We start from the raw sequence: 13,538 nt of genomic DNA, 5'->3' as shown, positions 1-13,538 counted from the left end.
TTAGCTTGAACGAAGAGAAAGCCGCGTCATTTAGGCGCAGTCGGTAACATGCCCTTATAGGGCTAGAGCAAACCACCCGCTATGCGGGTGGTTCTGATTTACCAATTACTTATTCTACTCTGTTTTCCCGAAATGGTACGTTTTTTGCATGATTTTTGGGTGATTAGATGCGTTTTTCTTAACTAAACGTTTTATAATTATGAGTCAGGATGTCTTGTTTTGTTAACATGAAGCTTATGGATTTGGTGTCAAGTGGGACATCCATAAGTATATGAATAATAGATGCCCCATCATTATTTTGATAGAGAGTTGTTATTGTGAATATTCCCAGTATGAGTGTCGAAATTTTTTACGTATTTATATTCTCATTTGTGTTTTTGTTTGTAGCTCGTAAAGCAGCAAAAAAAATCGGTCTGGTTGATAAACCTAATTACCGTAAACGTCATCATGGCTTAGTTCCTTTGGTGGGGGGGATATCTGTTTTTTTTGGTGTTTGTTTCGCATTTGTTATTACAAAAGAGTTTATACCTCATAAGTGGTTGTATTTAGCTTGTGCAGGAATATTAGTTCTTATCGGAGCTTTAGATGACCGTTTTGATATCAGTGTGAAGATTCGGGCAACCATCCAAGCTTTGGTTGGTATCAGCATGATCTATTTTGCTGGCTTGAAGCTTGATAGCTTGGGGCATGCATTCGGACCGTGGGAAATGACACTCGGGCCCTTCAGCTACATTGTGACGTTATTCGCTGTCTGGGCCGCTATCAACGCTTTCAATATGGTGGATGGTATTGATGGGTTGTTGGGCGGTTTATCTTGTGTTTCTTTCGGTGCGTTGGGTATTTTGTTGTACGAAAGTGGCAATACGGCATTAGCGTTTTGGTGTTTTGCGTTTATAGCAGGGATCTTGCCTTATATCCTCCTTAATCTTGGCATATTAGGGAAACGTTTTAAGGTATTTATGGGGGATGCGGGAAGTACCTTAATCGGCTTTACCATTATTTGGTTATTGACTGAAGCGACGCAAGGTGAAAATGCGTCTATTAGTCCTGTGACAGCACTATGGGTTATTGCGATCCCTCTGATGGATATGGTTGCTATTATGTACCGTCGATTGCGTAAGGGGATGAGCCCGTTTTCTCCAGATCGCCAGCATATTCATCATTTGATTATGCGTGCTGGATTTACTTCTCGTCAGGCATTTATTTTGATCACTTTGGCTGCTGCTTTGTTGGCATCGATCGGAATCATTGCTGACCGATTGATTTTTATTCCTGAATGGGTGATGTTGGCATTATTTTTGCTTGCATTTATGTTGTATGGCTATTGCATCAAAAGAGCGTGGAAAGTAGCCCGTTTTATCAAGCGGTGTAAGCGCCGCATGCGTCGGGCATCAAGCCATAATTAAAAAAATCGATAATCAAAGGGGTTTTGTGCAGTGATAAATTCAGAAACGAAATCTAAACAGGATCAGCCTGCTATAGAGCATGAACTGGATATTCGGGCACTGTGTTATGCTTTGTGGCATGGAAAGATATGGATTATCGCACTGGCAATAATTTTCGCTGCCGCCGCTCTGGGAGCATCTTATTTGATGCAGCAAAAATGGAGCGCAACCGCTATTGTGAACTTACCGACAACGAATAATTTGGGTAGCTACTATTCGCAACAACAATTCCTGCGTAATTTGGATACCCATATCAATGCTTCGCCAGAAGCGCAATTACCGACCATTCCAGACGGTGCATACAAAGAATTCATGACACAGGTCTCTGCGTATGATACCCGCCGTGAATTTTGGCTTCATTCTGAGTATTACAAACAACGCAAGGAAGGGAATGCCAAAGCGAATGCTGTATTGTTGGATAAATTGATCAACGATATTAAAATCACACGTATTGATGATAGAACATCATCAAATGACAGTATCAAATTGACAGCAGAAACCGCCGTTGATGCTAACCAACTTCTACGTCAGTATATTGCATTTGCCAACCAACGGGCGAGTTCTCACCTGAACAACGAAATTAAAGGGGCATGGGCGACACGTACCCAGTCAATGAGAGCGTTGGTGAAACGTCAAGAGATGGTGGCAAAGGCGATATATAACCGTGAATTGAATGTATTGCAGCAGTCACTGAAAGTGGCTGAGAAACAAGGTATTCACCGTAATCAAACAAATATCCCTATCGAAGAATTGTCTGAATCCAAAATGTTTATGCTGGGTACGTCATTGTTGCAGGCTCAAATTGAAACGTTGGAAGCTACAGGCCCCAACTACAGCATTGATTATGATCAAAATATCGCGATGCTGGCTACATTGAATGTCGGTCCGACTTTGCAGGACTCTTTCCTGACTTATCGCTATCTCAGAACACCGGAGGAACCCGTTAACCGAGACAGTCCTCGCCGTGCTTTCATGATGATTTTATGGGGAGCCGTAGGCATGTTGGTTGGTGCAGGTGTCGCTTTAGTAAGACGTCCTCGTTCTGACAGTTCATATTAAGTAACAGTATGTAAATATAAACGATAGGTTTTTGATCCCCCCATTCTTGGAACTATCTGCAATGATTGACAAAATAAGAGAGTCACTGTGAAAGTGTTGACTGTGTTTGGTACCCGGCCGGAGGCCATTAAAATGGCTCCGTTGGTACATGCGTTGGCTATGGATACTGCCTTTGAAGCAAAAGTGTGTGTCACAGCTCAGCATAGGGAAATGCTGGATCAGGTATTGCATCTGTTTGGGATAACGCCAGATTTTGATCTGAATATCATGCAAAAAGGACAGGATCTGACGGATATCACATGTCGTATCCTGCAAGGTATAAAGCCTGTATTAGAAGAATTCAAACCAGATGTGGTATTGGTGCACGGTGACACAACAACAACCATGGCAACGAGTCTGGCTGCTTTCTATCAGCATATTCCGGTAGGCCATGTTGAAGCTGGCTTAAGAACAGGGGATCTTTATTCACCATGGCCGGAAGAAGCCAACCGTAAGATTGCCGGACATCTGGCCATGTACCATTTTGCACCGACGGAAAATTCCCGGAATAACCTCTTAAAAGAATCCATTGCGGAAGACCACATTTTTGTTACAGGTAATACGGTGATTGATGCTCTGCTATCAGTGCGTGATCGCATTATGAATGATGAAGCCATGTATGGGCAGTTTGCTGAGCTTTATCCTTTCCTTAACCTAAATAAAAAAATGATCTTGGTGACAGGCCATCGCCGTGAAAATTTTGGTAAAGGGTTTGAGCGTATTTGTGAAGCCTTGGCACAGATTGCCAAGGCGCATCCTGATGTTCAGATAGTTTATCCGGTTCATTTGAACCCGAATGTCAGTGAACCCGTTAAGCGCATTTTGCATGACATTGATAACGTTATCCTTATCAAACCACAGGATTATCTGCCATTCGTCTATTTGATGAATCATGCCTATTTAATCTTGACCGATTCAGGGGGAATTCAGGAAGAAGCGCCTTCTCTGGGAAAACCGGTTTTGGTCATGCGAGATACTACTGAGCGACCTGAAGCGGTTGATGCAGGGACAGTACGGCTGGTTGGAACAGAAACACAAACTATCGTTGCGGAAGTTACGCGTTTATTGACGGATGTTAACGCCTACCAACAAATGAGCCATGCCCATAACCCTTATGGTGATGGTCGGGCTTGTCAGCGTATTCTTGAAGTATTAAGAAAAAATCAGGTGACATTATGAGTTTTGAAACAATTTCTGTTATCGGCCTGGGTTATATCGGTTTGCCCACCGCAGCGGCATTTGCCTCCTGTCAAAAGAGGGTTATTGGCGTGGATGTTAATCAACATGCGGTAGAAACGATTAACCGTGGTTCGATTCATATCGTTGAACCTGATTTAGATAAGGTAGTAAAAGTTGCGGTAGAAGAGGGCTTTTTGAACGCCGTGACTGTTCCACAAACTGCAGATGCTTTCTTGATTGCTGTTCCGACGCCTTTCAAAGGGGAACATGAACCCGACATGGCTTATGTGCGTTCTGCAGCAGAATCAATAGCACCTGTTCTGAAAAAAGGCGATTTGGTTATTTTGGAATCCACTTCTCCTGTTGGTGCGACAGAGCAGATGGCAGCATGGTTGGCCGCAGTACGCCCTGACCTCTCATTCCCTCAACACGAGGGTGAAAACTCAGATATCGATATCGCCTATTGTCCTGAGCGTGTTTTGCCCGGGCAAGTTATGGTGGAATTGATCAAAAATGATCGGGTTGTAGGAGGCATGACAGCTAAATCCTCTCGTAGGGCAAGCGAGTTGTACAACATTTTCCTTGAAGGTGAATGTGTTATCACCAATGCCAGAACAGCGGAAATGTGCAAGCTGACAGAGAACAGTTTCCGTGATGTTAATATCGCTTTTGCCAACGAACTTTCCTTGATCTGTGCCGAACAGGGGATCAATGTGTGGGAACTGATTAGTCTGGCAAACCGTCATCCACGTGTAAATATTCTGCAACCCGGTCCTGGTGTAGGAGGGCATTGTATTGCCGTCGATCCATGGTTCATTGTATCCCAGAATCCTGAGCAGTCCCGTTTAATTCATACTGCGCGTTTGGTAAATGATGGCAAACCTCTGTGGGTAGTGGATCAAGTGAAAGCCGCAGTCGCTGATTGTTTGGCTGAGAGTGGTAAACGGGCAAATGAGATTAAAATTGCCTGTTTTGGCTTGGCTTTCAAACCGAACATTGATGATTTGCGGGAAAGCCCTGCCGTTTATATTACAAAAATGGTTGCACAGTGGCATGCAGGGCAAACCATTGCGGTTGAACCCAATGTACATGAATTGCCTGATTCACTGAAAGATATGGTGGAATTGATAGATGTCAGCAGGGCATTAGAGCAGGCTGACGTGGTATTGATGTTGGTGGATCATAGCCAGTTTAAAGCCATTAACGGTTCCGCAATAAAACAAAAATGGGTTGTTGATACAAAAGGAGTTTGGCGTTGAAACGTATTCTTATTACAGGTGGTGCAGGTTTTATCGGTTCTGCGGTTGTTCGCCATATTATTAATCAGACTGAAGATAGTATCGTTGTCGTTGATAGCTTAACTTATGCCGGTAACCTTGAATCACTGGCTTCGGTTGCTAACCATCCCCGCTATGCGTTTGAACAGGTTGATATCCGCCTGCGTGATGCCTTAGATCGCGTATTCCAACAATATCAACCTGATGCTGTTATGCATTTGGCCGCAGAAAGTCATGTTGACCGCTCCATTGATGGGCCAGCAGCTTTTATCGAAACCAATATCATCGGCACTTATACTTTGTTGGAAGCAGCTCGTGCATTTTGGCAACAGTTGGATCAGGAAAAACAGAGCCAATTCCGCTTCCACCATATTTCAACAGACGAAGTATATGGCGATCTGCATGGTGAAGATGGTTTCTTTACTGAAACCACACCTTACGCGCCAAGTAGCCCCTATTCTGCATCAAAAGCGTCCAGTGATCATTTGGTCAGGGCATGGCACCGTACTTATGGCTTACCGACCGTGATCACCAATTGTTCGAATAACTATGGTCCTTATCATTTCCCTGAGAAACTGATCCCATTGATGATCCTGAATGGGCTGGCAGGCAAGCCTTTGCCGGTCTATGGCAAAGGAGAGCAAATCCGTGACTGGCTCTATGTGGAAGATCATGCGCGGGCGTTGTATTTGGTGGTAACCCAGGCGAAGTCCGGCAAAACTTACAATATCGGTGGACATAATGAGCGCCGAAATATCGAAGTTGTGGAAACGATTTGTGAATTGCTGGAGGAGCTGTGCCCCGAAAAACCGGCTGGGGTAGGGCATTATCGTGATCTTATTACCCATGTAACGGATCGCCCAGGACATGATATGCGTTATGCGATTGATGCGGCGAAAATTGAGCGTGAATTGGGGTGGGTCCCCGAGGAAACGTTCGAATCCGGCATTCGCAAGACTGTGCAATGGTATCTAGAAAATGAGAGTTGGTGGAGAAGAGTTCAGGATGGCTCTTATACAGGGGAACGACTTGGGTTAGGAAATGAATAAGCCCATCAGGGGGAGCAGATGAAAGGAATTATACTGGCTGGGGGCTCTGGCACCCGTTTGTATCCAATAACACGTGGCGTATCAAAGCAGTTATTACCGATTTATGACAAGCCGATGATTTACTATCCGCTGTCAGTTTTAATGCTGTCGGGCATACGCGATATCCTGATCATCTCTACACCGGAAGATTTACCTGCTTTTAAACGATTACTAGGCAGTGGTGAACAATTTGGTATCCAACTTAGCTATGCCGGACAGCCTTCACCTGATGGTCTGGCGCAGGCATTTCTGATTGGCGAAGAATTTATCGGCAATGATGTGTGTTGTCTGGTTCTGGGGGATAATATTTTCTTTGGCCAAGCATTTAGCCCAAAACTACAACATGTTGCTGGCCGAACAACAGGAGCGACAGTATTTGGTTACCAAGTAATGGACCCTGAACGATTTGGCGTAGTGGAATTTGACGAGCAGTATCGAGTACTTTCCATAGAAGAAAAACCTGTACAGCCTAAATCCAATTGGGCGGTAACGGGTCTCTATTTTTACGACAACAAAGTCGTGGATTTCGCCAAACTAGTGAAACCTTCTGTGCGTGGTGAACTGGAAATCACCAGTATCAACCAGATGTATCTGGAATGTGGTGAATTAAACGTTGAATTATTGGGGCGTGGCTTTGCTTGGTTAGATACAGGGACTCATGACAGCCTGATTGAAGCCAGTACTTTTGTCCAGACCGTCGAAAAACGGCAAGGTTTCAAGATTGCCTGTCTGGAAGAGATCGCATGGCGTAACGGTTGGCTCAGTGATGAACAATTGAAAGCGGCGGCCATGGATTTGGCGAAAACAGGTTACGGCAACTATCTGATGGACTTGCTCAATGTCTATTCACGCCAACCTTGAACCCTTGTCTTGGGATAGTCAGTTCTTTGGTTTGTCCACAGCTCGTCTGAATTTTTCGCCAGAAGCGGCAGCGTTGACGGCTGCTGATTTGGATCGATATGAATTGGTGCAGGCTAAGGTTGCTACCCAGCAAACGGGCATTATCGATGAACTTTCTGTCTTGGGCTTTTCTTTGGTTGAAGGTGAGGTAGATTTACGGTTATCGATTGAGACAGAGGATATTTCTGGCATTCATACGGAAAAGGAACTAATTTCTGCAAAACAAGAAGATATCCCCGTATTGAAGGAGGTGTCAGCCCGTGTATTTACGTCTAGCCGTTTCCGTGCACCTTGGTATCAACCGGATGACAGTGGAAAATTCTATGCTGCCTGGGTTGAAAAAGCCGTTTTGGGTACATTTGATCACCAATGCCTGCTTATCAATAATGAACGTGGTCAAATAGCGGGCTTTGTCACCTTAAGGGACATGGGTAACAATGAAGCTCGTATTGGCTTATTGGCTGCTGTACCAGGCAATCATCATCAAGGGATTGGAAAAAAATTAATGTCGGCGGCGCAACAGTGGTGCCATAACCATCAGATACAATGGCTGAGAGTGGCTACGCAAATCAGCAACATCGCTGCGTTGCGTCTTTATACACGTCGTGGTGCCATCATTGAAAGCACCGCATATTGGTTATACAGAGGACGAAATGATTCCATTTAATAAACCACCGGTAGTCGGCTCTGAACTTGAATACATGCAACAGGCGATGGCTAGCGGTAAGTTGTGTGGTGATGGAGAATTTACCAAACGTTGTGAAGCGTGGATGGAACAGCGCTTTAATTGCCCGAAGGTATTGTTGACACCATCTTGTACAGCTTCACTGGAAATGGCGGCAATGTTGTTGGATATCCAGCAGGGTGATGAAGTCATTATGCCGAGCTATACCTTTGTTTCGACCTCTAATGCCTTTGTTCTGCGTGGTGCTACCATTGTGTTCGTGGATATTCGTCCTGATACCATGAACATTGATGAGAACAAGATTGAAGCAGCTATTACGGAGAAAACCCGTGCTATTGTGCCGGTGCATTATGCGGGCGTGGCCTGTGAAATGGATACCATCATGGCACTGGCGAAAAAATATAACCTGTATGTGGTGGAAGATGCCGCACAGGGCGTCATGTCCACCTATAAAGGCCGTGCATTGGGCACAATTGGGCATATTGGTTGTTTCAGCTTTCATGAAACCAAAAATTACTCTGCCGGTGGTGAAGGAGGGGCAACATTAATCAATGATAAATCTATGATTGCCCGTGCCGAAATCATTCGAGAGAAAGGCACTAACCGCAGTCAATTCTTCCGTGGACAAGTAGACAAATACACATGGCGTGATATCGGTTCCAGCTATCTGCTATCTGATCTGCAAGCGGCTTACCTGTGGGCACAACTGGAACTTGCTGAAAAAATTAACCAATGCCGCCTGACATTGTGGGAGAACTACTATCAAGCCCTGAAACCGTTAGCAGACGCTGGACATTTAGTTTTACCCATTGTCCCAGAAGGTTTAGAACACAATGCCCACATGTTTTATATCAAGCTCAAGGATGTGGAAGCGCGTAGCGCATTCAATAGTTACATGAAAGAGAACGGTATCCTTAGTGTATTCCACTATGTGGCATTGCATACCAGTCCAGCAGGTGAGAAATGTGGCCGTTTCCACGGAGAAGATCGCTTTACCACCCGCGAAAGTGACCGCTTAGTTCGCTTACCGATGTTCTACAACATCACTGATACAGAACAGCAAATCGTTATCGATCGTATCAAGGAATTTTTCGCCTGATATGTCACTTGCTAAAGCTTCTGTTTGGACAGCAGGCTCCACACTGATCAAGATCGGTGTGGGGTTGCTGATCATTAAACTTTTGGCGGTATCTTTTGGCCCAACAGGTGTTGGGCAAGCAGGTAATTTTCGCCAACTCATTACTGTATTAGGTGTACTCTCTGGGGCAGGGATTTTTAATGGTGTCACAAAATATGTAGCGGAACATCATCAACAACCGGAAAAGCTTAGGGCGATATTGGGTACATCTTCCTTGATAATTCTGGGGTTTTCGACCTTATTGGCAGTGATCTTCCTTTTGTTCAGTGAAATCATCAGTATTAACCTATTTGGTCACACCCATTACAAAACTGTTGTGCAGGCGCTCGCATTTATTCAAATGGGTATCGCTTATGCCAACTATTTTCTGGCAATCTTGAAAGGGTTTAGTGATGCTAAGGGAAACGCGTTAGCCATTATTTTGGGTAGTCTGACAGGCATGTTGGCTTATGGCCTCTGCTATTGGTTAGGAGGCTATGAAGGGGCATTGGCAGGCTTGGCATTAGTACCGGCATTGGTGGTTTTACCTGCCGGTTTGCTGATACTGCATCGCAAGGTTATTACATTTTCTGTCTTGAAGCCTATGTGGGATCGTGCAATTGCCAGCAATCTGGGCAAATTTACCCTTATGGCGTTGCTGACTTCCATTACATTGCCCGTTGCTTATGTCATGATGCGAAATTTACTGGCAACGCGTTATAGCTGGGAAGAGGTCGGGATTTGGCAGGGGGTAAGCAGTATTTCGGATGCTTATTTACAATTTATCACCGCTTCTTTCACTGTCTATCTATTGCCGATTCTTTCTCGTCTGAAGAATAAGCAAGAAATTACTCGCGAAATTGTGAAGGCTTTGAAATTTGTCTTGCCTGCTGTAGCTGCTGCCAGTTTCTCTGTCTGGTTGTTGCGTGATTTCGTGATTTGGCTGTTGTTTTCAGACAAATTTATCGCTATGCGGGAGCTGTTTGCGTGGCAGTTAGTGGGTGACGTGTTGAAAGTTGGCGCTTATGTTTTTGGTTATCTGGTGATAGCGAAAGCTGCACTGCGTTTTTATATATTGACTGAAGTGAGCCAATTCCTTTTACTGACGGGTTTTTCCCATTGGCTGATACCGGCAAATGGGGCATTGGGGGCTGCCCAGTCATATATGGTAACTTACATTGTTTATTTCATTCTTTGTTGTAGCGTATTTATTATTTACCGCAGGCGAGCATGACAACCCTAATTCACGTTTTGGGATCGGATATCCCACATCACAATCAAACGTTACTGCATTTCTTTAATGACGTCTTGGCACAGGAAATACATTTCTCCGCCAAACCGTGTTTTATGGTGGTGTCTAAAGACCACACATGGTTATCAAATTACCCTAACTTGACTATTTCTCTTTATCACAGCAAATCTGCCTTATCGCAGGCAGTAATAGAGAAAGCGAAGGCAAACAAAACAGTCCGCTTCTTTTTCCACGGTCAGTTTAATGCTGCTTTGTGGTTGGCTTTATTAATGGGAAAAATTAAGCGGCACCAATTCTTCTGGCATGTTTGGGGAGCCGATCTCTATGAAGAATCCCGCCAACTGAAATTCCGTTTGTTCTATCTGATTCGTCGTTTGGCACAGAAGCGGGTGGGGCATATTTTTGCCACGCATGGTGATCTCCGGTACTTTTTCCAGAAGGGTTCCCAATATGGTGCCTTGTGTTCAAATCCGGCCAAACCCGATGTGCCATCATCACTGCTCTATTTCCCTACTCGGATGGAGCCTGCGCTGACGGTGACGGAGAAAAAATTCTCATCGGAAGGAATTACCATCTTACTGGGGAATTCGGGGGATCAATCAAACCGTCATATTGAAGCCTTGCAGAATATCCACAACCAATTTGGCGATGAGGCAAGGGTGCTAATTCCAATGGGCTATCCTGATAATAATCAAGCCTATATCCAGAGCGTGGAGCAAACTGCCTTGTCGTTATTTCCAGCGCAAAATGTTCGTATCTTAAAAGATCAAATAGCCTTTGATGAATACTTATCATTGTTGCGCCAATGCGATTTGGGTTATTTCATTTTCAATCGTCAGCAGGGTATTGGAACACTCTGTCTGCTGATTCAATTTGGTATTCCATTTGTTCTGAGCCGTCAAAATCCATTCTGGCATGATTTAACGGAACAGCAGATCCCTGTTCTGTTTGACGGTGATGAGCTTAATAAACACTGGGTGCAGGAAGCACAGCGCCAGATGCTGTCCCTCGATAAAAAGGCGATTGCTTTTTTTGATCCCAATTTCATGGAGGGGTGGAAAACCGCCCTGTCGGAAGCATCTGGAGAGTAGCAATGACCTTGACACAATTCGGTGGGCTTTTTGTTGTTTACGTGATTTCGGTGGCTTTTATCCTGGCCTTGACGTATCAGGAATTTCGACGTGTCCGCTTTAACTTTAATGTCTTTTTCTCATTGTTGTATCTGCTGACATTCTATTTTGGTTTTCCATTGACCAGCCTGCTGGTATTTCAGTTTGATGTGGCAGTGGTGCCTGTAGATTCATTGTTACATGCGATGTTGGCGTCTGGCTGTTTTTATGCCATTTACTATGTGGCTTATAAAACACGACTTACTTACAAAATACGGTCCAACGATAATATAAGACGTGAAAACTTAACGGTGACTGCGCCGCGTAAGCCCCTATTTACGATGAATCGGGTGGAAACTAATCTGACATGGTTACTGCTTGCCGGCATTGCTATTGTTACGGTAGGTTCGTTCTTTATGCAGAACGGATTTTTGCTGTTTAAATTACAGTCTTATAACCAGATATTTTCCAGCCAGGTTTCCGGTGTGGCGCTCAAGCGATTTTTCTATTTCTTTATTCCTGCCATGCTGGTCGTTTTTTTCTTAAAACCGACCAAAGTACGATGGTTGTGCTTTTTGGTAGGAACGGTGGGATTTGGCATCCTGACGTATGTGATCGTTGGGGGAACGCGAGCTAATATCATTATCGCATTTGCATTGTTCCTGTTTATCGGGATTGTTCGTGGTTGGATCACGCTGTGGGTGTTGTTTATTGCGGGTGCGATGGGAATTGTCGGCATGTTCTGGCTAGCGTTGAAGCGCTATAGTCTGGAAGTCAGTGGGGCAGAAGCATTTTATACTTTCCTGTATCTCACGCGGGATACTTTCTCGCCGTGGGAAAATTTGGCTCTGCTGTTGGATAATTACAGCAAAATAGATTTTCAGGGTCTGGCGCCGATTATCCGTGATTTTTATGTTTTCATTCCTGGTTGGGTATGGCCGGACAGACCCAACTTCGTCTGGAATACAGCTAACTATTTCACCTGGGATGTACTGAATAACCGCTCTGGTCTTGCGATTTCCCCAACACTGATTGGCTCTCTTGTGGTGATGGGGGGGGTATTCTTTATCCCTCTGGGGGCGATTGCAGTCGGTTTTATTATTAAGTGGTTTGACTGGATTTATGAAGCAGGAAAACAGGAAAGCAATCGCTATAAAGCAGCAATTTTGCAGGCTTTCTGCTTTGGCGCCATTTTTAACATGATTGTGCTTGCCCGTGAAGGTGTAGATTCTTTTGTTTCTAGGGTGGTGTTCTTTTGTATTGTCTTTGGTCTATGTCTGGTTGCGGCGAAATTGCTGTATTGGCTGTTTGAAAGTGCTGGGCTGATTCGAAAGCTTGTGGTCAGTAATTTGCCTACTTCGCGAAAAACATCTGTTATTTTGGATGTAAGGAAAAAAAATGGTGTTGAATAACATTCCCAAATACCATATTCGTGGTTTCGATATCTGGGGATTCCGCGGTATGTCGCATTTCCTCGACCACCTTTTCCTGAATGGACAGGTAAAAGTAGGTACGTTGGTTGCGATTAACGCAGAAAAAGTACTCACGGCAGAGAAAGACAATACACTGAATACATTGCTGGGTGAGGCTGAATATTTATACGCAGATGGTATTAGTATCGTACGTGCCATTCGCCGTAAGTACCCTGATGCGGATGTATCGCGTATTGCGGGAGCTGATTTGTGGGAAGCCTTGATGGAACGGGCTGGGCGTGAGGGTACTCCGGTCTTTTTAATCGGCGGAAAACCCGATATCTTGACTCAGACTGAGAACAAACTACGTATCCAGTGGAATGTCAATATCGTGGGCAGCCAAGATGGGTATTTTACACCAGAAACGCGTGATGATGTATTTGAGCGGATTCATGCCAGTGGTGCGGCAATTATTACTGTAGCAATGGGATCGCCTAAACAGGAAGTTTTTATGCGTGACTGCCGTAAGGTACATCCAGATGCACTGTATATGGGCGTTGGAGGAACCTATGATGCCTTTACTGGTCATGTTAAACGAGCACCAAAAGTCTGGCAGGATCTAGGGTTGGAGTGGTTGTATCGCTTGCTCTCTCAGCCAAGCCGTATCCGTAGGCAAATAAAGCTATTGAAATTCCTTGGCTATTATTACGGTGGCAAACTTTAGTCCCGAAATTTCTCTGTTTCTACCTGTTGCATTGAGCATATGCAGCAGGTTTTTGCTTTATTTTATTTCTGTCTTTAGGTTTACCAATAGCTTGTTGTTTGAGCTGCTTATTTTCAAATCCACTCTTGCAAGCCTTATTTTTATAATTTTTTTATTTCACTGATCGGCAAAACGTGTTTTGATCCCAGCCTTTTTTACAACGATTGATTATCAATTCCTGTATTTTTCTGTTTGCAAGTATAGACATCATAA

The 13,538-nt window shown here is 44.3% G+C and carries 12 protein-coding genes; all 12 read left to right on the top strand.

The window, feature by feature from the left end:
• The first annotated feature begins 317 nt into the window (after positions 1–317).
• The gene (gene wecA / locus Xentx_RS13120) at positions 318–1,406 is read left to right on the top strand and encodes a UDP-N-acetylglucosamine--undecaprenyl-phosphate N-acetylglucosaminephosphotransferase (RefSeq protein WP_074020679.1); all 1,089 of its coding nucleotides are present in this window, start codon (positions 318–320) and stop codon (positions 1,404–1,406) included.
• Between the two features lie 30 nt (positions 1,407–1,436).
• A complete protein-coding gene (wzzE, locus tag Xentx_RS13115; protein WP_074020678.1) occupies positions 1,437–2,504 on the top strand; it encodes an ECA polysaccharide chain length modulation protein in 1,068 nt (355 codons plus the stop codon).
• Between the two features lie 87 nt (positions 2,505–2,591).
• Positions 2,592–3,722: a non-hydrolyzing UDP-N-acetylglucosamine 2-epimerase gene (wecB, locus tag Xentx_RS13110; protein WP_074020677.1), complete on the top strand. Its 1,131-nt coding sequence runs from the start codon at positions 2,592–2,594 to the stop codon at positions 3,720–3,722.
• Positions 3,719–4,981 carry a UDP-N-acetyl-D-mannosamine dehydrogenase gene (wecC, locus tag Xentx_RS13105; RefSeq protein WP_074020676.1) on the top strand — a complete coding sequence of 421 codons (1,263 nt, stop codon included), beginning with the start codon at positions 3,719–3,721 and terminating at the stop codon, positions 4,979–4,981. The genes wecB and wecC overlap by 4 nt, the downstream gene beginning before the upstream one ends.
• On the top strand, positions 4,978–6,048 hold the full coding sequence (rffG, locus tag Xentx_RS13100) for a dTDP-glucose 4,6-dehydratase (RefSeq protein WP_074020675.1): 1,071 nt from the start codon (positions 4,978–4,980) through the stop codon (positions 6,046–6,048). The genes wecC and rffG overlap by 4 nt, the downstream gene beginning before the upstream one ends.
• Positions 6,049–6,066: 18 nt before the next feature.
• Positions 6,067–6,948, top strand: coding sequence for a glucose-1-phosphate thymidylyltransferase RfbA (gene rfbA / locus Xentx_RS13095; RefSeq protein ID WP_074020674.1), 882 nt, complete (start codon positions 6,067–6,069; stop codon positions 6,946–6,948).
• Positions 6,926–7,654, top strand: coding sequence for a dTDP-4-amino-4,6-dideoxy-D-galactose acyltransferase (rffC, locus tag Xentx_RS13090; protein ID WP_074020673.1), 729 nt, complete (start codon positions 6,926–6,928; stop codon positions 7,652–7,654). The genes rfbA and rffC overlap by 23 nt, the downstream gene beginning before the upstream one ends.
• Positions 7,641–8,771 carry a dTDP-4-amino-4,6-dideoxygalactose transaminase gene (gene rffA, locus Xentx_RS13085; protein WP_074020672.1) on the top strand — a complete coding sequence of 377 codons (1,131 nt, stop codon included), beginning with the start codon at positions 7,641–7,643 and terminating at the stop codon, positions 8,769–8,771. Before rffC ends, rffA begins: the two co-directional genes overlap by 14 nt.
• A 1-nt stretch (position 8,772) precedes the next feature.
• Positions 8,773–10,023, top strand: coding sequence for a lipid III flippase WzxE (gene wzxE / locus Xentx_RS13080; RefSeq protein ID WP_074020671.1), 1,251 nt, complete (start codon positions 8,773–8,775; stop codon positions 10,021–10,023).
• Positions 10,020–11,132 (top strand): TDP-N-acetylfucosamine:lipid II N-acetylfucosaminyltransferase, encoded by a 1,113-nt coding sequence (locus tag Xentx_RS13075; RefSeq protein ID WP_074020670.1) that lies wholly within the window; start codon positions 10,020–10,022, stop codon positions 11,130–11,132. Before wzxE ends, Xentx_RS13075 begins: the two co-directional genes overlap by 4 nt.
• Before the next feature lie 2 nt (positions 11,133–11,134).
• On the top strand, positions 11,135–12,562 hold the full coding sequence (wzyE, locus tag Xentx_RS13070) for an ECA oligosaccharide polymerase (RefSeq protein ID WP_074020669.1): 1,428 nt from the start codon (positions 11,135–11,137) through the stop codon (positions 12,560–12,562).
• Positions 12,549–13,286 (top strand): lipopolysaccharide N-acetylmannosaminouronosyltransferase, encoded by a 738-nt coding sequence (gene wecG, locus Xentx_RS13065; RefSeq protein WP_074020668.1) that lies wholly within the window; start codon positions 12,549–12,551, stop codon positions 13,284–13,286. Before wzyE ends, wecG begins: the two co-directional genes overlap by 14 nt.
• Positions 13,287–13,538 lie beyond the last annotated feature (252 nt).

The organism is Xenorhabdus thuongxuanensis, assembly GCF_001908095.1.
Taxonomy (GTDB): Bacteria; Pseudomonadota; Gammaproteobacteria; order Enterobacterales; family Enterobacteriaceae; genus Xenorhabdus; species Xenorhabdus thuongxuanensis.
Note: the sequence above shows the minus strand (reverse complement) of the source record. Positions and strands in the feature narration are given on the sequence as shown.